21 protein-coding genes are annotated in these 24,290 nt (G+C 72.4%); 8 read left to right on the top strand and 13 right to left on the bottom strand.

Going from position 1 to position 24,290, the window contains the following annotated elements; all coding sequences use genetic code 11:
- Both ACFU97_RS44955 and ACFU97_RS44950 read right to left on the bottom strand, forming a co-directional pair.
- Window positions 1-970, bottom strand: a 970-nt coding sequence (locus ACFU97_RS44955) for an NAD(P)/FAD-dependent oxidoreductase (protein ID WP_384268817.1), incomplete at its 3' end; no start/stop codon positions are given.
- 145 nt (window positions 971-1,115) lie between these two features.
- The gene (locus ACFU97_RS44950) at window positions 1,116-2,135 is read right to left on the bottom strand and encodes a MerR family transcriptional regulator (RefSeq protein WP_384268815.1); all 1,020 of its coding nucleotides are present in this window, start codon (window positions 2,133-2,135) and stop codon (window positions 1,116-1,118) included.
- Window positions 2,136-2,317: 182 nt separating this feature from the next.
- On the opposite strand from ACFU97_RS44950, the gene ACFU97_RS44945 reads away from it, so the two are divergent.
- The 3 genes from ACFU97_RS44945 (at window position 2,318) to ACFU97_RS44935 (ending at window position 4,962) form a co-directional block, all read left to right on the top strand.
- Window positions 2,318-2,959 (top strand): RNA polymerase sigma factor, encoded by a 642-nt coding sequence (locus tag ACFU97_RS44945; RefSeq protein WP_384268813.1) that lies wholly within the window; start codon window positions 2,318-2,320, stop codon window positions 2,957-2,959.
- Between the two features lie 657 nt (window positions 2,960-3,616).
- On the top strand, window positions 3,617-4,201 hold the full coding sequence (locus ACFU97_RS44940; RefSeq protein WP_384268811.1) for a sigma-70 family RNA polymerase sigma factor: 585 nt from the start codon (window positions 3,617-3,619) through the stop codon (window positions 4,199-4,201).
- A complete protein-coding gene (locus tag ACFU97_RS44935; RefSeq protein ID WP_384268809.1) occupies window positions 4,198-4,962 on the top strand; it encodes an anti-sigma factor domain-containing protein in 765 nt (254 codons plus the stop codon). Before ACFU97_RS44940 ends, ACFU97_RS44935 begins: the two co-directional genes overlap by 4 nt.
- A gap of 43 nt (window positions 4,963-5,005) precedes the next feature.
- On the opposite strand, the gene ACFU97_RS44930 is transcribed toward ACFU97_RS44935, so the two are convergent.
- The 6 genes from ACFU97_RS44930 to ACFU97_RS44905 form a co-directional block, all read right to left on the bottom strand.
- Entirely contained in the window at window positions 5,006-5,812 is an 807-nt protein-coding gene (locus tag ACFU97_RS44930) for a DUF1295 domain-containing protein (protein ID WP_384268806.1), read from the bottom strand.
- Complete coding sequence (locus ACFU97_RS44925) at window positions 5,809-7,119, bottom strand: class I SAM-dependent methyltransferase (protein ID WP_384268804.1); 1,311 nt, start codon at window positions 7,117-7,119, stop codon at window positions 5,809-5,811. The genes ACFU97_RS44930 and ACFU97_RS44925 overlap by 4 nt, the downstream gene beginning before the upstream one ends.
- On the bottom strand, window positions 7,116-8,384 hold the full coding sequence (locus ACFU97_RS44920) for a class I SAM-dependent methyltransferase (RefSeq protein ID WP_384268820.1): 1,269 nt from the start codon (window positions 8,382-8,384) through the stop codon (window positions 7,116-7,118). Before ACFU97_RS44920 ends, ACFU97_RS44925 begins: the two co-directional genes overlap by 4 nt.
- A 23-nt stretch (window positions 8,385-8,407) precedes the next feature.
- The gene (locus tag ACFU97_RS44915; protein WP_384268803.1) at window positions 8,408-9,139 is read right to left on the bottom strand and encodes a DUF1365 domain-containing protein; all 732 of its coding nucleotides are present in this window, start codon (window positions 9,137-9,139) and stop codon (window positions 8,408-8,410) included.
- Window positions 9,136-10,452 carry an NAD(P)/FAD-dependent oxidoreductase gene (locus tag ACFU97_RS44910; protein ID WP_384268801.1) on the bottom strand — a complete coding sequence of 439 codons (1,317 nt, stop codon included), beginning with the start codon at window positions 10,450-10,452 and terminating at the stop codon, window positions 9,136-9,138. The genes ACFU97_RS44915 and ACFU97_RS44910 overlap by 4 nt, the downstream gene beginning before the upstream one ends.
- A gap of 144 nt (window positions 10,453-10,596) precedes the next feature.
- Window positions 10,597-11,364: an ArsR/SmtB family transcription factor gene (locus ACFU97_RS44905; protein ID WP_384268798.1), complete on the bottom strand. Its 768-nt coding sequence runs from the start codon at window positions 11,362-11,364 to the stop codon at window positions 10,597-10,599.
- A gap of 244 nt (window positions 11,365-11,608) precedes the next feature.
- Here ACFU97_RS44905 and ACFU97_RS44900 point away from each other — a divergent pair, with 244 nt between their 5' ends.
- Window positions 11,609-12,310 carry a hypothetical protein gene (locus ACFU97_RS44900; protein ID WP_384268796.1) on the top strand — a complete coding sequence of 234 codons (702 nt, stop codon included), beginning with the start codon at window positions 11,609-11,611 and terminating at the stop codon, window positions 12,308-12,310.
- A gap of 456 nt (window positions 12,311-12,766) precedes the next feature.
- On the opposite strand, the gene ACFU97_RS44895 is transcribed toward ACFU97_RS44900, so the two are convergent.
- Both ACFU97_RS44895 and ACFU97_RS44890 read right to left on the bottom strand, forming a co-directional pair.
- Complete coding sequence (locus ACFU97_RS44895) at window positions 12,767-13,258, bottom strand: GNAT family N-acetyltransferase (RefSeq protein ID WP_384268794.1); 492 nt, start codon at window positions 13,256-13,258, stop codon at window positions 12,767-12,769.
- A 177-nt stretch (window positions 13,259-13,435) separates the two neighbouring features.
- The gene (locus tag ACFU97_RS44890; protein ID WP_384268792.1) at window positions 13,436-14,890 is read right to left on the bottom strand and encodes an APC family permease; all 1,455 of its coding nucleotides are present in this window, start codon (window positions 14,888-14,890) and stop codon (window positions 13,436-13,438) included.
- 125 nt (window positions 14,891-15,015) lie between these two features.
- Here ACFU97_RS44890 and ACFU97_RS44885 point away from each other — a divergent pair, with 125 nt between their 5' ends.
- Both ACFU97_RS44885 and ACFU97_RS44880 read left to right on the top strand, forming a co-directional pair.
- Window positions 15,016-16,200: an ROK family protein gene (locus tag ACFU97_RS44885; RefSeq protein WP_384268789.1), complete on the top strand. Its 1,185-nt coding sequence runs from the start codon at window positions 15,016-15,018 to the stop codon at window positions 16,198-16,200.
- A gap of 104 nt (window positions 16,201-16,304) precedes the next feature.
- Complete coding sequence (locus tag ACFU97_RS44880; RefSeq protein WP_384268788.1) at window positions 16,305-19,010, top strand: exo-beta-D-glucosaminidase; 2,706 nt, start codon at window positions 16,305-16,307, stop codon at window positions 19,008-19,010.
- 37 nt (window positions 19,011-19,047) lie between these two features.
- Here ACFU97_RS44880 and ACFU97_RS44875 read toward each other — a convergent pair whose 3' ends face one another.
- Window positions 19,048-20,493: a hydrolase gene (locus ACFU97_RS44875; protein ID WP_384268786.1), complete on the bottom strand. Its 1,446-nt coding sequence runs from the start codon at window positions 20,491-20,493 to the stop codon at window positions 19,048-19,050.
- A 299-nt stretch (window positions 20,494-20,792) separates the two neighbouring features.
- On the opposite strand from ACFU97_RS44875, the gene ACFU97_RS44870 reads away from it, so the two are divergent.
- Window positions 20,793-21,056: a GlsB/YeaQ/YmgE family stress response membrane protein gene (locus ACFU97_RS44870; protein ID WP_384268783.1), complete on the top strand. Its 264-nt coding sequence runs from the start codon at window positions 20,793-20,795 to the stop codon at window positions 21,054-21,056.
- Window positions 21,057-21,320: 264 nt separating this feature from the next.
- On the opposite strand, the gene ACFU97_RS44865 is transcribed toward ACFU97_RS44870, so the two are convergent.
- The gene (locus ACFU97_RS44865) at window positions 21,321-22,241 is read right to left on the bottom strand and encodes an NAD-dependent epimerase/dehydratase family protein (protein ID WP_384268781.1); all 921 of its coding nucleotides are present in this window, start codon (window positions 22,239-22,241) and stop codon (window positions 21,321-21,323) included.
- Window positions 22,242-22,298: 57 nt separating this feature from the next.
- A complete protein-coding gene (locus ACFU97_RS44860) occupies window positions 22,299-23,258 on the bottom strand; it encodes an NAD-dependent epimerase/dehydratase family protein (protein ID WP_384268780.1) in 960 nt (319 codons plus the stop codon).
- A gap of 130 nt (window positions 23,259-23,388) precedes the next feature.
- Between ACFU97_RS44860 and ACFU97_RS44855 the strand changes: the two genes are divergently transcribed.
- Complete coding sequence (locus tag ACFU97_RS44855; protein ID WP_384268777.1) at window positions 23,389-24,090, top strand: TetR/AcrR family transcriptional regulator; 702 nt, start codon at window positions 23,389-23,391, stop codon at window positions 24,088-24,090.
- Window positions 24,091-24,290: the final 200 nt, after the last annotated feature.

The following is a 24,290-nucleotide window of genomic DNA, read 5'->3' as shown; positions in this document are numbered from 1 at the left end:
GGACCGAGGTCGCCACGAGGGCCGCGCCGAGCGGGGCGTACTGCGGGACCACGTCGCTGACGACGCAGGTGTTGAGGAAGCGGCGGCGCTCGTCGACGAGGAGGGTGGGTTCGCCGAGCGGCGAGTGCGGGGCGACGTGGTAGTACGTCGTCACCGTGCGGTAGGCGGGCAGGTTCAGGCCGGGCAGCAGGCCGGCGGCCGGGGCCGGCCCGGTGGCCACCACCACCGCGCGCGCGGGCAGTTCCGCACCGGAGGCAGTGAGCGCCCCCTCGTCGGTGAGCCCGGTCACGGCCGTCTCGAGGTGTACGGTCCCGGTCGGCAGGGCGGCCGCCAGTGCGCCGGGCACCGCCCCGATCCCGGCGGTCGGCAGGCACAGGGTGCCGCGCAGCATGCTGCGCCAGACGAGGTGGAAGAAGCGGCTGGAGGTCTCCAGCTCGTCCTCCAGGAACACGCCCGACAGGAACGGCCGGAAGAAGCGTTCGACGAAGGCGTCGGAGAACCCGGACTCCGCCAGCGCCGTGCGCGTGGTGCGCTCCTCGGTCCGTTTCACCGTGCCCACGGGCGCCAGCATGTCCCGGGCCGAGAGCAGCCCCAGGGCCGCCAGGTCGCGCGGGCCGGCAAGCCGTCCGGGGAGGAGGTCGGGCAGGCTGCGCGGGCGGCGCGTGGGATCGCTGAAGCGCAGCGTGCCCTCGCTCGTGTGGGCGAGAAAGCCCGGGGTGAACGGCCGCAGCCCCAGGCCGCGCAGCGACAGCCTCCGCTTGACCTGCGGATAGGACGTGATGAAGACCTGGAAGCCGCGGTCGACGACGAACCCCTCGACCCGGTCGGACCGCATCCGGCCACCGACTCCGTCGGAGACCTCCGCGACGCGGACGTCGAGCCCGGCCCCGAGGAGGTCGTGCGCGCAGGCGAGTCCGGCGACGCCTGCTCCGATCACCAGGACGTCGGGTGTGCGGGCGGGCGCGGACATGGGAGTCCTCCGGTGTCGGGCCGCCGGGTGGCGTCCCGGGCGGCGGCGGCCGTGCGCGGTGGCGCACGCGTCTGTGGATCACTTCCCGCGCCGCGCGCCGCCCGGATGCGCCGGGCGGTGCCGCGTCCACCCGGCGGGCGAACGGTCAGGGCCGTTCGCCGGACGCCTCGTCCCCGTGCTGCCCGGCATGCACGTCGGCGAGGATGTCGACGGCGTCCTGCAAGGTGGGCGGCCGGTGCAGCCCGCGCGCCTGCGGGCCGGACCAGCCCGGCCCGCCCAGCATCACCATGGGCCGGCGCCGGGCGCCCTTCACCCCCCACTGCGTGCCCGCGACGTGCCGTGCGAGCGCCAGGCTCGCGGTGGAGCGCGCCTGCGCCCACAGCACGACGGCGGAGGGGCCGAGCCGCTGCACCGCCGCGGCGAGTGCCTCCGCCGGTACGGCGGCCCCGAACATCCGCGTGGGCAGCCGGAGTTCACCCAGGACGGCGTTGAGCGCCTCGATCGGCAGCGTGTGCTGTTCACCGGGTACGCAGGCCAGGACGACCGGCCCGGCCGCCGAGGCGTCGGTCTGCGGGGAGGGATGCGGGGTGCTGCGGCGCAGGGCGGTGGACACGTGCCAGGACAGCAGGTGCTCGACCTCGACGTAACGGTCGCCGGAGGAGGCCCACTTGCGTCCCACCGCGTGCAGGGTCGGCACCATCACCTCCTGCCAGGCGACGGTGACGCCGTACTGCCGTACGGCGGCGGCCAGTTGCTCGTCGACGGCCGGGGAGTCCAGGCGCACGGCGGCACGGGCCAGTCCCCGGCACTCCTGCCGCACGTCGCCGAGCGGCAGCGTGGCGGACGCCCTGGAACGGCTCTGCGGCGGCGGCTCGTCGGCAAGTTCGCCCTCCGCGGGCGCCACGCCCGCCGTCTCCTTCGCGGCGCGGGCCGCCTCCGCGGGCGGCACGCCGGACGAGGTCAGCCGGCACATCGCCTCGAGCATCGCCACGTCCTGCGGCGTCCAGCGGCGGTGGCGTCCGTCGGCGCGGACGGCGGGACCGATGCCGTAACGGCGGTCCCAGGAACGCAGTGTGGTGGGCGAGACCCCCAGCCGGCGGGCGAGGGCTCCGGTGGTCAGCGGCACGCCTGTCGAGGGGTCCTCGGGCGTGGTCGAGCGGCTCATGGAGGGACTATACGACGCGGAGACGACGCAGAAACGACGCAAGTTGATGACCTTCCTCCCGGGCTCGGACGATGACGTCATCGGGGACGCGCCCCGGCAGTCGTCCCGAACCGCCCTGGCGACGGTCGCCCGTCGGGCACCGGTCACGGGCGCGGACGCCGTCGACGTGAGGAGTCGTCGTCATGAGCCCGCAGCGCAGTGCCATCGCCTCGACCCCCGCGGTGCCACGACCCGAACGGGCGCCGCACGTACCGAGGTCGGCTCCGGCGGAGGAGTCGCTCGCCGACGAGGAACTCGCCCGGGGCCTCGTCGCGGGCGACGAGAAGTGCCTGGAGGCGGCCTACCACCGCTGGTCGGCCCTGGTGCACACGCTGGCCTGGCGTTCCCTGGGCGATGCCAGGGAGGCGGAGGACGTCACGCAGCAGGTGTTCCTAGGGGTGTGGCGCGGGCGCGGGGCCTTCCGTCCCGACCGCGGCACTCTGGGCGGCTGGATCGTCGGCATCACCAAGCGGAAGATCGCCGACGCGCTCTCCGCGCGCACCCGCCGGATGGCCGTGGTCGCCTCCGCCAGTTCCTCCCTGGCGCTGGCCGACCCCTCCGCCCTGCAGCCCGACTCCGCCACTCTCGACCGCGTACTCGTGCTGCACGAACTGGCCAAGTTGCCCGCCGCCCAGCAGCAGGTGCTGCGCCTCGCCTTCTACGAGGACCTCACGCAGCCGCAGATCGCCGAGCGCACCGGCTGGCCGCTCGGCACGGTCAAGAGCCACGCCCGCCGTGGCCTGCACCGATTGCGGCGCTGCCTCGAACAGGAGGAGTGCGCCTGAGACCGGCGACCCGCATTCGCACCTTCATTCGACGCAGAAACGGTGCGCATATTGTCCCGCACCACCTACGGCAGAAAAGGGTGGCGTATGTCCGGCCCGCACGAGCACGGCCACGTACCACCGGACGTCCTCGCGGCCATCGCGCTCGACGGCTTGCGGCTGCCCCGGTCGCGGGAGATCGTCGCGGCCGAGGAGCACATGGTCGTCTGCGTCCAGTGCAGTACCGCGCTGGCCGACCTGCTGCGGGCCGTGGCGGCGGGCCGCGGCACCCGGCCGGACGACGGCGTGACCGGGCCGCCCGCCCGGGTGTGGACGGCGGTCGCCGAGCGGATGCGCGAGCAGGTCGGTGGCGGAAATTCGTGTGCGGGCCCGCATCCGCGGCGACGTCCGTACCGGAAGAAGGAGTACGTCGCACGGTCGACTGACGGACCACACCCGGTCGGGGACCTCCCCTCGCCCCGACGGCCTCCGGGGAGCGTCGGTGCTCCCCGGAGGCAGCGAAAGGCGCACGTGCGTGTGCTCTGCCGTCCCGTTCGACTCCTGAGACGTCCTCCCCGTTCCCTGAGAACTCCGCGGGCACAGCCGTGCCGCCCGCCGGCCCGGCGCGGCCTCGCCCTCCGCCCCGAACTTCGCCCCCGAACTCCAGAAGGACTCCCCGTGAAAGAAGCCGTGCACATCGGCACGAACCCGTCGTCGGAGCCCGATCTGGAGGAGCTGCTGGGCGAGGTGGCGCTGGGCGACCACGAGGCGTTCGCCGCGCTCTACGACGCCGTGGCCGGTCCGGTGCTCGGGGTCGTGCGGGCCGTGGTGCGCGACCCGGCGCAGTCGGAGGAGGTCGCGCAGGACGTGCTGGTGGAGGTGTGGCGCACGGCGCCCCGGTACCGGCGGGAGCGCGGCTCGGCGGTCAACTGGATCCTCACTCTGGCCCATCAGCGCGCCGTGGACCGCGTCAGATGGGCGGAGGCGTCCACGGCGCGGGAGCAGCGGGCGGCCCTGCTGGACCGCTCGCCCGACTACGACCACGTGACCGAGCAGGTGGAGGCCCGGCTGGAGCGCGAGCAGGTGCGCCGGTGCCTGCGCACGCTCACGGACGTGCAGCGCCAGTCCGTGACGCTGGCCTACTACGGCGGGCTCACCTACCGCCAGGTCGCGGAGAATCTCGAACTGCCGCTGGGCACCGTCAAGACCAGGCTGCGGGACGGTCTGATCCGGCTGCGCGACTGCCTGGGGGTGAGCCGGTGAACGCCGTCGACGTGCACGCCCTGACCGGCGCCTACGCCCTGCACGCCCTGGCCGACGACGAGCGGGAGGCCGTCGAGCGCCACCTCGAGCGGTGCGAGTCCTGTGCCGAGGAGGTGGCCGGGTTCACCGCCACCGCGGCCCGGCTGGCACTGGCGGCCTCCGTGACACCGCGTCCGGAGCTCAAGGCGCGGGTGCTGCGCCGGATCGCCGCCGAACGGCAGCAGACACGTGGGCAGCAGGCGGGCGCCACGGCAGTGCTCCCCCACTCGCCCCGCGCGTCTGCCTGGACCCGGCCTTCCCGGTGGCTGCTCGCCGCCTGCCTCGCCGCGGCGACGGTCCTCGGCGCCGGCACGGTGTGGCAGCACCAGCGCGCCGAGGACGCCGACGCGCGCGCCGGGCGGATCGAGCAGAAGGCGCGGGACGTCTCGGCCGTGCTGACCGCTCCCGACGCCCGCACGCGCACCGCGCGCCTGGCGGGCGGGGCCGGCGGCACGGTGGTCGTCTCCCACGCCCTGGACCGGGCGGTGTTCCTGGCCTCGGACATGGCGGCACCGCCACCGGGCAAGGTCTACCAGCTGTGGTTCGACGACGCCGGCAGGATGCGCGACGCCGGCCTGATGGATCCGCACCTGAGCACGCAGGCCGTGGTGCTGCGGGGCGCGGTCGACGGCGCGTCCGGCGTGGGCGTCACCGTCGAACCCGCCGGGGGCTCCGGCGAGCCGACCTCGAAGCCGGTCGCCCTGCTGCCGTTCCCGGCCTGAGCGGGAGCGGTCCCGGGGTGCGCCACCGGTGGCGGCGCGCCGGTCACGGGTGCCTGCGCGGCGGCCTGGGGAAGAAGCCGCTCGTGCGGGCCGCGTACTCGGTGAAGCCGGGCCGCTCGCTCATGTGCCGCTCCAGCAGCGCCTTTCCGCTGCCCCGGGTCAGCAGCAGCGTCATCACCACCGGGGACACGAGGGAGACCGCGGCCGCAGCGGCGGAGTCGCAGGCGATCAGGAACAGGCCCCACCACACGCAGAAGTCGCCGAAGTAGTTGGGGTGCCGGGTCCAGCTCCACAGCCCGCGCGTCATGAGCCGGCCCTTGTTCGCGGGGTCGGCCTTGAAGCGGGCCAACTGGGCGTCCCCGCCCGCCTCGAAGACCAGCCCGACGGTCCACACTAGGGCGCCCGCGACGGCGAACCCCGTCATCTGGGAGGGGATGTACTGCGCGGCCTGCACCGGCAGCGACACCAGCCAGACGAGCGCGCCCTGCAGGAGGTAGACCATGCGCAGGGCGTACAGGTTCGCGCTGCCCGGCGCCTTGGCGAGCATCTTCGCGTAGCGCGGGTCCTCGCCGTGGCCCCGGCCGCGCCGTCCGATGTGCACGGCGAGCCGCAGGCCCCAGACCGCGGTCAGCACCGTGACCAGCACACGGCGCCCCGTGTCGCCGTCGCCGGCCGACGCCGCGCAGGTCACGACGGCGACGGCGGCGAAGGCGACGCCCCAGGCGACGTCCACGATCCGGTGCACGCCCTTGCGCAGCGCGACGGCGAAGGTGACGAGCATGACGGCCAGTGAAGTCGCGGCCGCACAGGCGAGGTTGAGCGCGAAGCCGCTCCAGGCGAAACCGCTCACGACTGCTCCATCCCGCGGTACCAGGCGGTGGGTGTCGCGGGCAGGCCGGCGACACCCGGGGCGGTGGGCCGTACGCTCAGGATCTGGTCGACGCCCATGCGCGCCTCCTCGAAGGCGAGGGCGCCGCCGATCAGATACAGCCGCCACACCCGGGCCGTCTCGGCGCCGACGAGCCGCACCACGTCGTCCCAGCGGTCCTCCAGGGTGCGGTGCCAGGCGGACACGGTGCGCACGTAGTGCTCGCGCAGCGACTCCACGGACCGGACCTCCAGACCGGCCTCCTCCAGCAGTGAAACTGTCGCGCCGAGCGGCCTCATGTGCATGTCCGGCGCGATGTACGCCTCGATGAAGGCACCGCCGCCGGGGGCCCGGCGGCCCCGGGACATCTGCTGCACCAGCACCCGCCCCTGTGGGCGCACGAGCCGGTGCAGGGACGCGGCGAAGGCGGGGTACTCCGCGTCGCCGACGTGCTCGCCCATCTCGACGGTCGCGACGGCGTCGTAGGCGCCGCCGTCGATGTCGCGGTAGTCCTGGCAGACGATGTCGACCCGGTGCGTCAGTCCGCGCTCGCGTACCTGCTCGCGGACGTACGCCGCCTGCTCGGCGGCCAGCGTGACGGCGGTGACCTGTGCCTTGTGCCGCTCGGCCGCGTACAGGGTGAGCGAGCCCCAGCCGCAGCCGATGTCCAGCAGCCGGGCGCCGGGTTCCACGGCCAGCTTCCGGCAGATCAGCTCCAGCTTGGCGCGCTGGGCGTCGGCCGCGGCGAAGCCCGGGTCGTCGCTCGCCCAGTAGCCGCACGAGTAGGCCATCGTCTCGTCGAGCAGCAGGGCGTAGAAGTCGTTGGACAGGTCGTAGTGGTGGCTGATGGCCGCCCGGTCGCGGGCCCTGCTGTGCAGGCCGCCGCGCAGCCTGGCCTGGGAGGCGGGGGCGGGCGGGCGCGGGCCGAGGGCGCCGAGCCGCGCGGCCGTGCCGAGGGCGCGGGCCCGGTCGGCGAGGGCGGTGCGCGGCGGGTGGAGGCCGCGCCCGCGGGCCGCGGCCCACATCGCGCGCAGCCCCTCGGCCAGGTCACCCTCGAAGTCGAGCTCGCCGGTGACGTACGCCTGGGCGAGTCCCAACTCGCCCGGCTCCCACAGCAGTCGGCGCAGGGCTCTGCGGGACCGTACGACGAGCACGGGGCCGTCGGCGGGTCCGGCCTCGGTGCCGTCCCATGCGCGAAGCCGTACCGGGAGGGTGCCGCCGAGGGCCTCCTCGGCGAGTGCGGCGAGCCGGTGGGCGGTGCCTGGCCTGGTGGGGCGGGCCGTGGTCATCGTGCGGTGTCCTCCTTGGTGAACAGGTACTGCTGGACGTCGAGATAGCCCGAGCGGAAGCCGGCTTCGGAGTAGGCGAGGTAGAAGGTCCACATCCGGCGGAAGGTCTCGTCGAAGCCGAGCGCGGCCACCTCGTCGGCGCGCTCGGTGAACCGCTCCCGCCACAGGCGCAGCGTCTCGGCGTAGTGCGGTCCGAAGGCGTCCCGGCGGGTCACGGTCAGGCGGGTGTGCTCGCGCAGCGTCTCGGCCACGGCCTCGACGGACGGCAGCAGGCCGCCGGGGAAGATGTACTTCTGGATCCAGGTGTACGTGTGCCGGCTGGCCAGCATCCGCTCGTGCGGCATGGTGATGGCCTGCAGGGCGGCCCTGCCGCCGGGCACGAGCCGTTCGTCGAGGGTGCGGAAGTAGACCGGCCAGAACTCCTCGCCGACCGCCTCGATCATCTCGACGCTGACGACGGCGTCGTAACTCCCGCCCGCCTCGCGGTAGTCGCGCAGCTCGATGCTCACCCGGTCGGCCAGGCCCGCCTGCTGGACGCGGGCGCGGGCCAGGTCGCGCTGCTCGGCGGAGAGGGTGAGCGAGGTGACGTGGGCGCCACGGGCCGCCGCCCGCAGGGCCAGTTCTCCCCAGCCGGTGCCGATCTCCAGCAGCCGGGTGCCCTCGTGCACGCCGGCCAGGTCCAGCAGGCGGTCGATCTTTCGGTGCTGGGCGGCGGCGAGCAGGTCCCAGGTGGCGGGGAAGCCCCGGAAGACGGCCGAGGAGTAGGTGAGGGTGTCGTCGAGGAAGAGGGCGAAGAGGTCGTTGGACAGGTCGTAGTGGCGGCTGATGTTGCCGCGGGCGCCGTCGGGGGTGTTGCGCTGGTGGGCGGGCTGCCGCAGGGCCCACAGGCCGCGCAGGCGCTGCAGCGGGGCCGGGATCAGCTCCGCGGCGTGGGCGGCGAGCACCGTCAGGACGGCGACCGGGTCTGGGGCGTCCCACTCCCCCGCCATGTAGGACTCGCCGAAGCCGATCAGGCCCTGGCAGCCGATGCGGGCGTGGAAGGCGCGCGGGTCGTGTACGTGCAGCAGGGGGCCGCCCCGTCCGGCCGTGCCGCCTCCGGCGAAGCGGGCCCGCACGGGCAGCCGGTCGAGGGCCCGGCGCACCACGGCCCGGGTTATGGCGGTCCGCGGCCAGGAGGCGCGCGGACGGGCGGACACGTCGGGCCAGGGGTCGGTGCCGGTATCGGTGTCGGTGTCCGCCGGTACGGCGCCGTCGTTCCGTCGCACGTCGGCGTGGGTGTTGGTCGTGCTCACTTCATACGCTCCGGGATCCGGTGGTCGGGACGGGGCTGGACGGGCAGTCCCCGCAGGTACAGGCGGATGCCGTGCACACGGATCGCCGCGGACACCCGGACCGTGGACCACGGGTGACGCAGCGCCAGCCGCAGCAGCCGTCCCACTGTCATTTCCGCACGGGTGCCCCGGACGGTTGCGGTGAACGGCGTGCCGTTCTCGCGCTCCAGGTGCACGGTGAGGTCGAGCCGCTCGGCCGGCTCGGGCAGGCGCATGCGGTAGCGCCCGTCGACGGGGAAGAACGGCGAGACGTAGAACTCCTTGCCGGTCACGGCGGTCCCGGTGGAGTCCGGGTGCAGCAGGTAGCAGTGCCGTCCGCCGTAGGTGTTGTGCACCTCGGCGACGACGCAGCGCGGGGTGCCGTCGCGGTCGTGGCACCAGTAGAGGGTGAGCGGGTTGAAGACGTACCCGAGCACGCGCGCGTGGGTCAGCATCAGGACGGGGCCGCCGTCCAGGTGCACGCCGTGCCCGGCGAGGAAGGACTCCAGGCCCGCGCGGACGGAGGGCTCGTCGCCGGTGAAGTGGTCGCGGGCGTCGAAGCGTGCCAACGCCCGCAGGGCGCGCGGGAGTCGGGGCGGCCGGTCGGGGTCGATCAGCCACATGTAGGTGCGGTGGCGCAGCGCGTGGCGCAGGGGTGCCGTGCGCACGTGGGTGATCGTGCACGGGTACAGGGCGGGAGCGGGCGTCACCAGTGCGCCCCCAGGGCCGCGGCGGCCAGCACGCCGGAGCGGCAGCCGTCCTCGTGGAACCCCCAGCCGTGATAGGCGCCGGCGAACGCGGTGACGGAGGTGCTGAGTTCGGGCAGCCGCCGCTGGGCGGCGACCGACTCGGGGGTGTAGACGGGGTGTTCGTACACCATCCGCGCCCGTACCCGGGCGGGATCGACGCGTTCCTCGCCGCCGAGGGTGACCACGAACGTCTCGGGGGCGTCGAGGCGTTGGAGCCGGTTCATGTCGTAGCTGACGCGTACCCGGTCGGCGCCCGCGGTGCAGGACGGCATGAGGTAGTTCCAGGAGGCGCGGGCTCCTCGGGCGCGCGGCAGCAGGCTCGTGTCCGTGTGCAGGAGGGTGTGGTTGCGGGAGTAGCGGAACGCCCCGAGCACGTCCTTCTCGTCCGGGGTGGCATCGGCAAGCAGCCGCAGCGCCTGGTCGGGGTGGACGGCCACGACGACCGCGTCGTAGGGGTTCGTGCCGCCGTCCGCCGTGGTGACCTCGGCGCCGTCCGCGTGCCGGGTGACGGTGCGGACGGGGGTCGCGGTGCGCACGGCGTCGAGTTCCCGGGCGACGCGGTCGACGTAGCTGCGCGAGCCGCCGGTCACGGTGCGCCAGGTCGGCGAGCCGCTGACCGAGAGCATGCCGTGGTGCTCCATGAACCGGAACAGGTAGGCGGCGGGGTGGAGTTGGGCGGTGCCGGTGTCACAGGACCAGACGGCCGACACCAGCGGGGTGATGAAGTGGGTGCGGAAGTACGGCGAGAAGCCCTCCCGCTCCAGGAACTCGCCGAGGGTCAGGGCGAGATCGGCCTTCTGGGCGAGCAGGCGCCGGGCGGCCCGGTGGAAGGCGGGCACCTCGGCGAGCATGCGCAGGTAGGCGCCGCGTACGGCGTTGCGGGGCCGGGCCAGGAGTCCGGCGGGGCCGCGGGCTCCGGCGTACTCGAGTCCGCAGCCCTCGCACCGCACCGACATGCTCATCTCCGACTCCTGCGTGGCGACGCCGAGTTCGTCGAAGAGCCGGAGCAGGTTCGGGTAGGTGCGGCGGTTGTGCACGATGAAGCCGGAGTCCACCCGGTGGCTCCGCCCGTCGGACGAGGCCAGCTCGTGGGTGTGGGCGTGCCCGCCGAGCCGGTCGTCGGCCTCGTACAGCGTGACGTGATGGGTGCGGCTCAGGATGTGCGCGGCGGTCAGCCCCGCGACCCCGCTGCCGACGACGGCGGCGCGCCGCCGCCCTCCGCCGCCTGCCTCCGCCGGATCCTCCGGACTGCTCGATGCCGTTCCGGCCGCCATCGCCTCTCCTCCCACGACGTCGATCACTCATGTCGCGGGTAATCCGAAGCTGGGGCGCGCGCGGATTGGCCGAGGTGGGCACCAATGATCGGACGGTGCCCTTCCTGCTCAGCGGCCTGTTCGGTGGCCTGCTCGGTGGTCTGCTCAATGGCTGGGCATCGACCACGGCTCCTGGGGCAGCGGACTGCCGGTCTCCAGGAGCGACTTGAGGTTCGACAGGACCGCCGCCCAGCCGCCGGAGGCGTCGGAGAGCTCGCCCTCGTCCTTGAGGTCCTCGTGGGTCACGGTGAGACGGACGATGTCCTGGTGCGGCCGGATGTCGAAGGTGACGCGCGAGTACTGGTCCTCCTGTCCCTCGTGCTCCGGCGCGGCCCAGGTGGTGACCAGCCGGGTCGGGCGCTCGCTCTCGACGACCTTGCCGACCACGTCGGCGATGCCGGAGCCGTCCGTGCGGACGTGTTCCCAGCGGGAGCCCGGCCGCCAGTCCGAGACGTTGCTGTGGCCCCAGTAGGCGGCGGTCAGGTCGGCGTCGGTGAGGGCGTCCCAGACCTTCTCGGGTGTGCTGCGGATGTAGGTGACGTAGACGAATGCGGGCTTGTCGGCCATGGCTTCCTCGGCTTGTCGTTTGACGGCGCTCAGCGCGCTCAGGCGCGGGCGCTCGAACTTGTCGATCCATCGCTCCTGGATCTCGTGGAGCGGGACCGGATTGAGGTAGTGCAGCTTCTCCCGCCCCCGCCGCACCGTGCTGACCAGGTTGGCGGCCTCCAGGACGGCCAGGTGCTGGGTCACCGACTGACGGGTCATGTCGATGCGCTCGCACAGCTCGCCCAGGGTCTGGCCGTTGCTCTCGTGCAGGCGGTCCAGGAGCCGTCTGCGCGTGTCGTCGGCCAGCGCCTTGAAGACCGTGTCCATTCCGGAACCACTCTCTGATCGCACACTCAAAGTTATGCAGGCAATTACTTGCATGTCAAGGGACGAAGGTCCTGCGGCCGCGCGCCTTCCGCACCGAAAGCCGTTGAGCAGGGAATTATCGGCTGATTCGAGGTGTATGCGCGGGCTGCCTGTTACACGACGTACGGGGCCTCTACATGCACGGTCCGTAACGTCGAATGCGTCGAATGCGTCGTCACGAACCACCACCGAAGGACTGCTCCTGATGCGTGCTCCTCGCACCCTGCGTACCGCCCTCGTCGCCACCGGCGTCACCGTCGCCCTCGGCGCCTCGGCCGCCGGCGCCTTCGCCCAGCCGGCCGCCGCGTCCGAGGGGGGCGCCCCGACCGCGCACACCGTCGGTCACGGCACGGCCGGGCGGGTCCACGTCAAGACGGTGAAGCTCGCCGACAAGGTCTCCCGCGCGAAGGTCTACCGGACGGGCAAGCACCGCTACGAGGCGGAGATCTGGGCCAAGGGCCTCAAGTACGGCACCCTCACCGCCAAGGGCAGGACCGTCCACGCCGACCCCAACGGCCTGCACATCGCCCTGCACCCGAACGGCAAGGTCACCTCCTGGGTCGAACGCGCCAGGCCGAAGCCGAAGCCGGCCGTCCAGCGCGTCCTGGTCGCCTCCGCGCCGCTGGCGGACGACACGTCGACGGTGAACCTCTACAAGATCACGGCCCACCACTACGAGGCCGACATCTACGTCGGAGCCACGAAGATCGGCACCCTCGTCGCGAAGGGCCACGCGGCCCACGGCGAGAACAACGGCCTCCACATCCTCCTGCGCCCGGACGGCCAGCTGTCGTCCTGGACCGACCAGACCCCGACCCCGCAGCCCGAGGACAACGACCAGCCGACCCCGGCCACCCCCACCACACCGGACACCCCGTCCCCGACGACCGACGCCACGACGACCTGACCCGCACACGCAGCCGGGCCTGCCGGGGGGCGGCCGGGGTCTCCGGCTCCACGAAGACCGACCCTGACCGTGCGGTGTGCGAGGCTGCCCCTCCCACCCGCCGCCGACCCCCCGCCTGCCGGGCCGGCGCCAGCACGCCGTGGAAGGGACGCCCCCCGAGCCCCGGCACGGCGCACGCCAGGACACCCGCGAACGCACGCTCAACACGCAAACGAGATCCACGCATCCGGCGCCAGGTCAGGCTGGTCCGTCTGGCACCGGCACGTCTCGTCCGACCGGGCATCGGGAGCGAGTTGGGCGGGCTACCCAGCGCCAGAAGCGGACGGCCGCCCGCCGTCGTGGGTCGACCAGACGGACGGCCGCCCGCCGTCCTGGGTCGACCAGGCCCCCGCCCCCGCCCCCGACGGCCGACGCCACGACCGACTGCCCCCCCGACACGCAGCCGCTGCCGCGCGCTCAGCACACGAACGAGATCCACACATCCGGCGCCAGGTCAGGCCGGTCCGGCACCGGGCGCGTCTCCTCCGACCAGGCGTCGGGGGCGAGTTGGGTGGCGACCGAGCGCCAGAAGTGGACGGCGGGCGCGTTGGCGTACTGGAAAGCGATCTCCCACGGGCCGGGATGCCGGAGGAGCACGTCGCGCACCGCCCTGGCGCCGATGCCCTCGCGGCGGGCGCCGCGTACGACGAAGAAGCTGTTCAGTACGCGGGCCGGACCGTCGAGCGCGCGGACGAACGCGAAGCCGACGGGCCGGTCCGCGCGCAGGAAGAGGTACGGCGCCCAACCGGCCTGCGTGAACGCCGAGTCGACCCGCTCGCTGCGGAACGTGCCGTCGGGGCCCGGCAGTACGCCCGCGTGCTCGGAGAGGTCGTGGCGGAACATCAGCCACAACCGCTCGACGGTGGGACGGTCTTGCGCGGTCGCGGGGCGGACGGACAGGTCGGACATGGAGCTCCTCGGCATGGGAATCGCAGAGATTCGATCGGCTCCCGGACGGTCTCCGAGCATGCTGCACAGACGGTCTCCGGGCATGAGAAAAGCCTCTCCGGGCGGATGCGGGTCCGCCCGGAGAGGCTTCACGGATGACCAGACTCTAGCGCAGGTACGCCAGTTGCCGCGGGCGGCTCACGCGTCCGCGGGCGACGCGTCCGGCTCCGCGGGCACCAGGTACTCCTCCGAGATCTCCTTCGGCCCGAACGGCCACACCTTCTCGAACCGCGCCCACAGGACGAACGCCGCGCAGCCCAGGGCCAGCCAGGCCAGCGACCACTCGATGGGATGGCGGCCCGGCGAGTTCTTGTCCGCGTAGCCGTAGATCACGCACCAGCCGACGAAGGCGACGATGCTCGGTATCGGGTAGAGCCACATCCGGTACGGCCGACGCAGTGCCGGCTGCCGCTTGCGCAGCACCGTCAGCGCGACGATCTGGGCCAGCGCCTGGACGATCACCATCACCGTCGTCAGCAGCTGGATGAGCGTGGCGAGGTCCGTGTGCCGGCCGATCAGGAAGCCCACGGCCGTGATCACGCCCATGGTCGCGAGGCCCAGCATCGGGAACCGGTGCCGGGGGTGCAGCTTGGCGTAGGGCCGGAAGAAGACCCGCTCGCGCGCCGCGTCGTAGGGCACGCGCGAACCGCCCAGCAGACCGGTGAAGACCGAGGCGAACGCGGTGATCAGGATGAGCACGGTGACCGTGTCGGCGGCGCCCTTGCCCCAGGTCTCCTCCAGCACCGCCGACGCCACCGAGGTCGACGCGATGTCGCTCGCGTTCGTCATGCGGTGCCAGTCGATCACGCCGAGGGTGCCGATCTGGAGCAGGAGGTAGATCGCCATGATGCCGAGGATGGAGAAGATGATCGACCGCGGCAGCACGCGTCCGGGGTCCTTGATCTCGGCGCCCATGTAGGCCGTCGTGTTGTAGCCGAGATAGTCGTAGATGCCGATGGTCAGGCCGCCCGCGAAGCCGATCCAGAAGTGGTTGCTGCCCAGGTCGAAGGCGTGCGCGGGGTAGGTGAAGGCGAGGTGGGAACTGAAGTCGGACGCCGCGGCCAGGATGACCAGCAGCACGGACGTGATCATGACCGCCCACATCACGGCGGTGAGCCGGGCGATGTGCTCGATGCCGCGCCACAGCAGAAGGATGACCAGGGCGATCATGCCGAGGCCGATCAGGTCGCCGGAGGTCTGCCCCAGGTCGGGGGCGAGATAGCCGAGGTACTGGACGAAGCCGACCACGCCGGTCGACATGATCAGCGGGATGAAGAGCATCGCCGTCCATACGAACAGGAACGGCATCAGCCGGCCGGTGCGGTACTGGAAGGCCTGGCGCAGATAGACGTAACTGCCCCCGGAGCCGGGCATCGCCGCACCCAGCTCGGCCCACACCAGCCCGTCGGCGAGCGCGAGCAGCGCGCCCGCGATGAAGCCGATCACCGCCTGCGGACCGCCGAACGCGGCGACCATCAGCGGGATCGTGACGAACGGGCCGATGCCGCACATCTGGCTCATGTTGATGGTGGTGGCCTGGAAGAGGCCGACGCGACGGACGAAGCCACCGTTGGGTGGCGGGCTACCGGACATGGGGTCTCCTGAGGCACCGGGCGCTGGGCTGCCCATGGCTCGCCCGGCAAGGCTGTTGGCCGATAAAGTTAAGGAGCCTTACTAGACACGTCAAGAGGCCCCCGCCGATACGTGAGAATGGTGCGATGCCCGCCAGTGACGCAGTGGACCAGCAGGAACAGCCCTGGAACCGCCGACGGCTGCGCAGCACCAACGAGCGCCTGCTGCTCGACCGGCTGCGCACCGGCGGCGCCGCGTCGCGCGCCCAACTCGCCCGCGAGACCGGCCTGTCGAAGCCCACGGTCTCCAGTGCGCTCGCGGCCCTCGAGGCGGCCGGCCTGGTCCACGAGGTCGGCACGCTCGCGCCCGAGCGCGGCCGGACGGCCGTCCTGTACGCGCCGGACCCGGCAGCCGGGCACGTCCTCGGCATAGACGTCGGCCGCAGCTGGCTGCGGGTGGCCGTCGCCGACCTGGACGGCGCCGTCGTCGCCCGCTCCGACGTACGCAACCGCGCCCGCAGTTCGGGCGCGATGGCGGAGCTGGTGGTGGCCACGTCCCGCCAGGTGGTGGCCGGTTCGGGGGTCGCTCCGGACGAGGTGGTGCACGCGGTGGTGGGCACGCCGGGCGTCTACGACGAGAAGCAGCGCCGGGTGCGCTACGCGATGCATCTGCCGGGCTGGGGGCGGGCCGGGCTGTTCGACCGGATGCGCGCGGAGCTGGGCGTACCGCTGGAGGTGCACAACGACGCCAACCTGGCGGCGCTCGGCGAGTACACCTACGGCGTCGGCGCGGGCAGCAGGCTGTTCGCCTACATCCTGATCGGCACGGGCCTAGGCATGGGCGTGGTCAGCGAGGGGCGGCTGTTCACCGGAGCGCACGGGCTGGCCGGCGAGATCGGGTTCCTGCCCTGGCCGGGACAGCAGAAGCCGGAGCGGCTGGAGGACGCCGTCTCGGGGGTGGCCGTGGTGGAGGCGGCGCGCCGCTTCGGCATGAACGGACAGCTCACCGCGAAGGCCGTGTTCGACGCGGCCCGGCAGGGCAACGACGCGGCGGTCAAGGCGGTGCACTTGGAGGGCGAGCGCATCGCGCACACCGTGGCGGCGGCCGCGGCCGTGCTCGACCCCGATCTCGTGGTGCTCGGCGGCGGGGTGGGCCACAGCGTGGATCTGCTGCTGCATCCGGTGCGCGAGAACCTGCGGGCGCTCACGCCGCTGCGGACCAAGGTCGCGCCCAGCCGGCTCGGCGAGGACGCGGTGCTGCTGGGCGCCGTGGCCACGGCGCTCGGGACCGCGCGGGACGTCGTGTTCGAGCGCCGTTCGGCCTCGCCCTGATCAACTCCCGCACGGGCCACGGTGATTGACACCGCTCACTCGGGCGCCCTAGCGTGACCGCCATTAGTAAAGTTTCCTAACTTTACGAAGGGGTTGGAGACTCCGTGAACGGACACCGTCTCGCCACGGCCGCCGCGATCCTGGGACTGCTCGGAGCGCTGACGACCAGCGCCTGGGCCGACCCGCACGGCCATCGGCCCCCCGCGCCACCGGGCCGGCCCACCACGGTCTCCTCCGCGCCGGGCAGTGCGACCGCCCTGACCGGCTACGCCGTCCAGTCGACGGCCAAGGTCTCCGACCCGGCGGGCGACGTCTCCTCCCCCGGCTATCCGGCGACCGGCTGGTACCCGGCGGGCCCGCGCTCCACCGTCCTCGCGGCGCTGCTGGCCAACGGCGTGTACGCCGACCCCTTCCGCTCGACGAACCAGCAGAAGATCCCCAAGGCCGACTTCCAGGTCCCCTGGTGGTACCGCTCGGACTTCACGGTCGCCGACACCTCCGAGCGCACGTACCTCGACTTCAGCGGGGTGATCTCGGCGGCCGACGTCTACGTCGACGGCCGGCAGGTCGCCACGGCGAAGGACGTCACCGGCACCTACACCCACCACGAGCTGGACGTGACCTCGCTGGTCCGCCCGGGCACGAACACGGTCGCCTTCCGCATCCGGCCCAACGCCCCGGACAAGAACCTCACCATGGGCTGGATCGACTGGCTCCAGCCGCCGCCCGACGAGAACATGGGCATCGTCCGCGACGTCCTCGTCCGCCGCGGCGGCCCCGTCGCCCTGCGCGACGCGCACGTCGTGACCAAGCTCGACGTGCCCTCCCTCGCCTCCGCGGAGCTCACGGTGAAGGCCCAGGCGCGCAACGACTCCGGCACCGCGGCGACCAGCGTCGTCTCCGGCAGCATCGGCGCGACGACGTTCGAGAGGACGGTGACGCTCGCCCCGCACGAGACCAAGGCCGTCACCTTCACCCCGTCCGACGTCCCCGGCCTCCATCTGACCTCGCCGAAGGTCTGGTGGCCGGCCGGTATGGGCGGGCAGCCCCTCTACGACCTGAACCTCACCGCGTCCGTCTCCGGCACCGTCTCGGACACTGCGCACGAGAGCTTCGGCATCCGCGACGTGCGGGCGCCGCTCGACCCCGACGGCGCCCGCCAGTACCGCATCAACGGCCGCAAGCTGCTGATCAAGGGCGGTGGCTGGTCGCCGGACGAGTTCCTGCGCTGGGACAGGACGTATGTCGAGGACCGCCTGAAGTACGCCCTGGACCTCGGCCTGAACACCATCCGCCTCGAAGGGCACCTGGAACCGGACGAGTTCTTCGACCTGGCCGACCGCTACGGCATCCTCACGCTGCCGGGCTGGGAGTGCTGCGACAAGTGGGAGGGCCAGGTCAACGGCGGCGAGTCCGGCGACAAGTGGACCGCCGCCGACTACCCGGTCGCGAAGGCGTCGATGGCCGCCGAGGCGGCCCGGCTGCGCGACCACCCGAGTGTGGTCTCCTTCCTCATCGGCAGCGACTTCGCGCCCGACGCGACCATCGAGAAGAACTACCTCGACGCGCTGAAGGCCGCCGACTGGCCCACCCCGGTCGTGGCCGCCGCCTCCGACAACTCCTCGCCGCAGTCCGGTAGTTCGGGCATGAAGATGACGGGCCCCTACGACTGGGTCCCGCCCGGCTACTGGTACTTCAAGCGCGAGGGCGGCGCCACGGGCTTCAACTCCGAGACCAGCGCGGGCCCCGACGTCCCCACCCTCGACACGCTGCGCCGCATGATGACCCCGGCGGAACTCGGCACCCTCTGGAAGAACCCGGACGCCAAGCAGTACCACCGCTCGCCGTCGTCGACCTTCGGCACGCTCAAGCTCTACGACGACGCCCTCACCGGCCGCTACGGCGCCCCGACGAGCCTCGCCGACTACGTGCGCAAGGCGCAGCTGGCCCAGTACGAGAACGTGCGCGCCCAGTTCGAGGCGTACGGGCGCAACGCCACCGATGCGTCCAAGCCCTCGACCGGGGTCGTCTACTGGATGTTCAACAGCGGCTGGACCTCGCTGCACTGGCAGCTGATGGACCGCTATCTCGACCAGGGCGGCGCCTACTTCGGCGCCAAGAAGGCCAACGAGCCGCTGCACGTGCAGTACTCGTACGACGACCGCTCGGTGGTCGTGACCGACAACCGGCACGAACCCGTCTCCGGACTCACCGCGCGGGCCACGGTGTTCACCCCCGACGGCACCCAGAAGTACGACCGGACCGTGACGGGCCTGGGCGTGCAGGGCGACGGCGCGCACACCACCGCGCTGACGCTGCCCGCCTCGATCGGCGGTCTCCCGTCGACGTATCTGGTGCGCCTGACGCTGACCGACTCCTCCGGCGGGGAGATCGACCGCAACGTGTACTGGCTGTCCACCAGGCCGGACACCCTCGACTGGGCCCACACCGACTGGTACTACACGCCGACGACGAGCTACGCCGATCTGAAGGGGCTCAGCTCGATGGCTCAGGTGCCGGTCTCGGCCACCGCGTCGACGTCGGCGTCGGGCGGCACGGCGACCACGACGGTGACGCTGCGCAACACCGGGAGCGGGAAGACGCCTTCGCTGCTCACGGACGTCCATCTCGTCGACGCCCAGGGCCGGCCCGTGCTGCCCGTGCGGTGGTCGGACAACGAGGTGAGCCTGTGGCCCGGCGAGTCGGCGACGCTGACGGCCACCTACCGGACGGCGGATCTGCACGGTTCGGCGCCACGGGTGCGGGTGTCCGGCTGGAACACGCCCGAGCGGACGGTGCCGGGGGAATGAGCCTGCGGGGCCCGGTGCGCACCGGGCCCCGCGGGTCTCAACCGACGTTCAGGGCCGTGTCGTCGACGACGAACGACGTCTGGAGGGTGGAGCCCTCGGTGCCGGTGAACTTCAGCGTGACGGTCTGGCCGGCGTATCCGGCCAGGCTGAAGCTGCGCTGGGTGAAGCCGCCGGCCGCGTTGAGGTTGGAGTAGGTGGCCAGGGTGCTCAGCACGGTGCCGGAGCTGTTGAGGACCTGGACCTTGAGGGTGTCGTAGGCCGTGCTGGTGGTGGTCTCCGCCGTGTCGACGTGCAGGTAGAAGCTCAGAGCGGCGGTGGTGCAGCCGGACGGGATGCTCACCGACTGGGAGAGGGTGTCGGTGGTGGCCTTTCCGTAGCCGTCGAGCCACGCGTAGTACGAGCCCGAACGGGCCGGCTCTCCGGTGGAGTTGGTGATGACGCCGCTGGAGGCGCTCCAGGTGGTGCTGCCCGACTCGAAGCCGCTGTTGCCGAGCAGCTGGGCGGCGGTGCAGGTGCCGGTGCCACCGCCGCCGCCTCCGCCGGTGCCGTCGCCGGCGAGCCAGGCGGTGGCGTTGAGGGCGAGGGCGGCGTTGGTGGCGCCGGTGTCGTTCCAGCCGTCGTAGAGCGTGTTGCCGGACTGGCCCGTGCCGTCGTCGATGGGCGAGCTGTCGCCCCAGAAGGCGACGCGGCCGCTGCCGAAGGTGCTGGTGAGGAAGAAGGCTCCGGTGTTGCCCGAGTAACCGCTGCGGTAGACCAGGCCCTTGACCGAGGAGTTGTCGGCGGGCTTCAGCGTGGCCGTGGTGCCGTCGGCGATCAGGCTCTTGGTGACGGTGCCGAAGGAGCCGTGCAGGACGGGGTCGCTGCTGTCGCTGATCGCGGCCGGGTAGCCGGAGCTGACGTCCAGCGTGTCGATGGAGAAGCCGAACGGGTCGGTGGAGTCGACGCTGTTGTTGGTCATCAGGTCGTTGAGGATCTCGACCGCGTCCTCACCGTCGTTGTTGCGGTCGGCGCCGGTGTGGTCGGAGATCATGAACAGTCCGCCGCCGTTCTTGACGAAGTTCATGATCGCCGTCTTCTCGGCGGTGGTGAAGAGGGTGTTGGGCTCCGGGAGCACCAGCGTGTCGAAGTGGGACAGGTCGGTGGCGGAGGAACCGCCGTACGTCAGCGCGCTGGTGGCGGTCTTGAGACTGTAGTTGCCCGTCTTCTGCAGGGCGACGCCCCAGGAGGACAGCGCGCCGGTCCAGTCCGTCTCGGCGGACGGGGAGGAGTCCTGCCCGAGCGGGTCGGGCTTGCTGGTCGAGATGATCCAGTCGGCGTTGCCCGCCTCCTCGGCGTGGCCGTCGTCGAACAGGATCCGGTGGGGGGTGGCCGCTTGGGCAGGGGCGGCCGTGACGGCGGCCTGGGCCGCGACACCCGCGGCGACCAGGCCCAGCGCGGCCAGGGCGGTGGTGAGTCTGTGGCGGGATCTGGCGAGTCCGAGCATCCGGCGTACCTCCGTGTGGGGTTGGGGAAGAGCGGGGGCCGTGCGGTGCGAAGCCGGACCTACGCGCGTAGAAATGACAGCGTCTGCGCGCGTAGACATTCGGCCGCACTGCTGCGGTGCGGCGGACGGTTGAACCGTACATGGCATGTGTGGGCGTGAACAGGCGTCACCGGCCCCACCGGCCGGAGATTGACCCGGCGTTGACCCCTGGTTGAACCCTGAGGTTGAGACCGAACGGAGTGTCGGCGCCCCTAGTGGGCATCCGCTTAGTGCGGGGGCCTTGACAAAGAGGGGCGGAGATGGAGATCTCAGGCATCATCAGTGCGATCGTGATCGGCATCGTCATCGGCGTGCTGGGCCGGCTGGTCGTCCCGGGACGGCAGCGCATCGGCATCCTGCTGACGATTCTCGTCGGTATCGTGGCCGCACTGATCGGCTCGGCGCTGGCCAACGCGTTCGGCGTGGCCGACACCAACGGCGTCGACTGGATCGAGTGGCTCATCCAGATCGGTCTGGCCGCGCTCGGTGTCGCGGCACTGGACCGCTCGAGGGCACATCGCTGACGCGGCGGTCCTCGATCCTTTCGGCACACCGGCCGTCCCGGGCCCGGGCAGGGTGCGCAAGCGCCCGGCCGGGCCCCGGTCGCGGCTGCCCGACGCCCTGCGCACGGTAGCCGAATTCAGCATTCCGCCACGCTGCGCGCAGGTCTACGGTGGCGTCAGGCGGGAGAGCCCGGCAGGCGGACCCGCCGACCCGGAACGTCCCGGAGGTCGGCGGGTTCGCCGTGCCAGACCCAACTCCCGGTCTCAAACGCCCCGTTCGCACCGTCAACGGCGGGCCGCCAGCGCCGCGAGACCGTCCCGGCTGGAGGGGTAGCGCGGCGTCCAGCCCAGTTCCCGCTCGGCCTTGGTGGACGAGACCCGCATGCGCGACGTCAGGATCGTGTGCACATACGGCATCGGACGGGTCATCCACAGCGGCACCGTCATGGGCTTCGGCACCCCGAACTCCTGCGCCACGCACAGGACATGCTCCCGGAATCCGTACGGAGTCCGGTCCACGACGTTGTACGCCTGGCCGGGGCGGCCGCGTTCCACCGCGGCCGCCGTCGCCCGCGCCGCGTCGGTGAGTTCGATCCAGGGCAGCACCCGGCCGTGGTCGCCGGGCAGGGGCAGCTGCCGCTTGCGCAGCATCGGCAGGATCGCGTCGGTGCCGCCGGGGCCGTAGAAGAGGCCGAAGCGGAGGGCGATGCCCTCCAGGCCGGCCGCCTCGAAGGTCAGTTGCTCCTTGATGCGCATGCCCTCGACGTGCCGTTCCAGCTCGGACGTGGTGCCGCGCGGCCCGTAGGCGTCCTCCTCGGTGAGCACGTGGTCGCCGAAGTCGCCGTAGCCGTAGCCGAAGACCATCGACTCCGACACGAAGCGTCGGGCGCCGGTGGCCCGGGCGGCCTCGATGAGGTGGGCGGTGCCCTCGACGCGCAGTGCGTCGGTGGCGTACATGTCGCGGTGGCGCATGGGCGGCTTGCGCAGGGCGGTCGCGGCGTGGATGACGGTGTCGAAGTGCTGCCCGTCGACGGCCCTCAGCAGGGCGTCGCGGTCCATGAGGTCGGCCCGGACGCCGTTGGCCGTGCCCCGGCCGAGGCCGGTGACCTTGTGGCCGGCTTCGGTCAGGGCGCGGGTGATGTGGCCTCCGAGGACGCCGCTGGCGCCGGCGAGGAGGATGCTCTGGTTGCTCTGGTTCGTCGTCATGACCCTGCGACGGATCGGGCGGCTTCGGATGTGACATCCGGGCGCGGGTGACGCCGGTCACCTTTGCGCGAGCCACTCCCCGTACCAGGCCAGGGTGGCGTCCAGGGTGCGGCCGAGCGGCGTCGGCGCCACGCCGAAGGCCCGCTCGAACGCCGAGGAGTCCATGATCTGCGGCTCGGTGTGCTGGTAGAACATCTCCGCGTACTCGGCCATGAACTGCTCGTCGAACGGTCCTACGGGCCGGGGCTCGGCCAGGACCGCGACGTTCAGGGGCTTGCCCACCCGCTCCTCGATCATCCCGTGGATCTCACGGGTGCTGACGGTCGGGGCCGTCGGCAGGTGCCAGACCCGGCCGTCGCCCTCCGGGCGCTCGCCGAGGGTGGCGAGTCCGGTGGCCACGTCCTGGATGTTGGTGTAGCTGTGCGGCAGGTCCATGTCGCCGAAGCCCAGCACCTCGCCGCCGGTGAGGGCGGCGGGGAACACGGTCGCTCCGAGGGTGGAGTTGAGGACGCCGGGGCCGACGAAGTCGGCGGAGCGGCCGAGGACGACCCGGACGCGGCCCTCGCGGTGGGCCGCGAGGTACTTCTCGTCGAGTTCGGCCCGCATCCGGCCCTTGCGGCTGGTCGCCTTCCAGGGGCTGTCCTCGGTCATCACCGCTCCCCCGGTCTCGCCGTACGGGTACAGCGTGTCGAGCACGACCAGGCGCGCGCCGACCGCCTCGACGGCGCCGAGCACCGCCTCCTGGATCCGGGGCATCACCTCGACCTGGAGGTGATAGCCGACGTTGACGCAGTGGTACACGACGTCGGCCCCGTCGACGGCGGAGCGGGCGCCTTCCGGGGTGCTGACGTCGGCGGCGAAGCGCTCGACACCGGGCAGGGCGGGCCCGTCGGCCTTGCGGTCGACCAGGCGGACGGGGTGACCGCGGCGCACCAGTTCCTCGGCGAGGGCGGTGCCGGCGGGGCCGGAACCGAGGACGGTGTGCCGGGCGGAGGTGTGAGCGGTGCTGCCGGTCATGGGGAACTCCTCGATTGATTACTGTCTATCGCTTCTGTTAGAGACAGTAACTCTTTCGATGAGGGCTAGCAAGAGCTGGAGGTCCGGTCCATCGTTAAGGTGTGTCACCAGGACAGAGAGGAGGCCGTCCGTGGCCGGCACTGCACAGAGCCCCAGGGCTCGCTACCGCGAGCAGACGCGCGCGGAGATCAAGGAGATCGCGCTGCGGCAGCTCGCCGAGGGCGGTACGGCGTCGGTGGCGCTGACCCGGATCGCCAAGGAGGTCGGCCTGTCCGGGCCGGCGCTCTACCGCTACTTCGACAGCCGCGACGCGCTGCTCACGGATCTGATCCGCGACGCGTACGCCGACCTGGCGGCGGCCGTCACGACCGCCGGGGACGCGCTCGCGCCGGACACGCCACCGCGGGCCAGGGCCCAGGCACTCGGGGGCGCCTGCCGGGCGTGGGCCGTCGCCCAGCCGCACCGCTACCTGCTCATCGAGGGCACACCCGTCCCGGGGTACACGGCGCCCCCCGACACGCTGGACGGCGCGCGGGCGGTGCTCGGGCCGTTCCTGGCGGTGTTCGAGGGCGCCGAGCCGTCGGCGGCGGTACGGCCGGTGGTCGACCAGATGACGGCCTGGGCAAAGTCCGACGCGGGCGTGGCGCGGTGGGCGCGGGCGGCCGGCGGTTCGGCGGGAGCGGCGCTGGCCGGCGCGGTGCTCGCCTGGTCCCATATGCACGGGGCGATCGGCCTGGAGGTCTCGGGCCAGTTCGAGGGCATGGGCCATGACGGCGCCACGCTGCTCAGGGCACAGATCGACATGCTGGCGGACGCGTTCGGTCTGGACTGAGGGGGCCGCCGGCGGGCGGGCGCAAGGCGCCGGGGCACCGTCGTGACGGAGCCACGTGCGCGGTACGGCGACGCCGGGCGGCAGGCGGGAACTGCCCGCCGCGCCCTAGGTCGTGTCTCTCAACTTCGTAGCCAAGTGATGACGGCCGCCAGTACGGCTGCAGAGCGATAGACGATCGCGAGTTTGTCGTAACGGGTGGC

Source organism: Streptomyces sp. NPDC057616, from assembly GCF_042800575.1.
Lineage (GTDB): Bacteria > Actinomycetota > Actinomycetes > Streptomycetales > Streptomycetaceae > Streptomyces.
This window is presented reverse-complemented; position numbering and strand designations above follow the sequence as displayed.

Bases quoted from the DNA above. Each gene is read 5' to 3' on its own strand.
- ACFU97_RS44950 (WP_384268815.1), bottom strand. From the start codon at position 2,135: ATGAGCCGCTCGACCACGCCCGAGGACCCCTCGACAGGCGTGCCGCTG.
- ACFU97_RS44945 (WP_384268813.1), top strand. From the start codon at position 2,318: ATGAGCCCGCAGCGCAGTGCCATCGCCTCGACCCCCGCGGTGCCACGA.
- ACFU97_RS44925 (WP_384268804.1), bottom strand. From the start codon at position 7,119: ATGACCACGGCCCGCCCCACCAGGCCAGGCACCGCCCACCGGCTCGCC.
- ACFU97_RS44910 (WP_384268801.1), bottom strand. From the start codon at position 10,452: ATGGCGGCCGGAACGGCATCGAGCAGTCCGGAGGATCCGGCGGAGGCA.
- ACFU97_RS44905 (WP_384268798.1), bottom strand. From the start codon at position 11,364: ATGGACACGGTCTTCAAGGCGCTGGCCGACGACACGCGCAGACGGCTC.
- ACFU97_RS44900 (WP_384268796.1), top strand. From the start codon at position 11,609: ATGCGTGCTCCTCGCACCCTGCGTACCGCCCTCGTCGCCACCGGCGTC.
- ACFU97_RS44895 (WP_384268794.1), bottom strand. From the start codon at position 13,258: ATGTCCGACCTGTCCGTCCGCCCCGCGACCGCGCAAGACCGTCCCACC.
- ACFU97_RS44890 (WP_384268792.1), bottom strand. From the start codon at position 14,890: ATGTCCGGTAGCCCGCCACCCAACGGTGGCTTCGTCCGTCGCGTCGGC.
- ACFU97_RS44885 (WP_384268789.1), top strand. From the start codon at position 15,016: ATGCCCGCCAGTGACGCAGTGGACCAGCAGGAACAGCCCTGGAACCGC.
- ACFU97_RS44875 (WP_384268786.1), bottom strand. From the start codon at position 20,493: ATGCTCGGACTCGCCAGATCCCGCCACAGACTCACCACCGCCCTGGCC.
- ACFU97_RS44870 (WP_384268783.1), top strand. From the start codon at position 20,793: ATGGAGATCTCAGGCATCATCAGTGCGATCGTGATCGGCATCGTCATC.
- ACFU97_RS44865 (WP_384268781.1), bottom strand. From the start codon at position 22,241: ATGACGACGAACCAGAGCAACCAGAGCATCCTCCTCGCCGGCGCCAGC.
- ACFU97_RS44860 (WP_384268780.1), bottom strand. From the start codon at position 23,258: ATGACCGGCAGCACCGCTCACACCTCCGCCCGGCACACCGTCCTCGGT.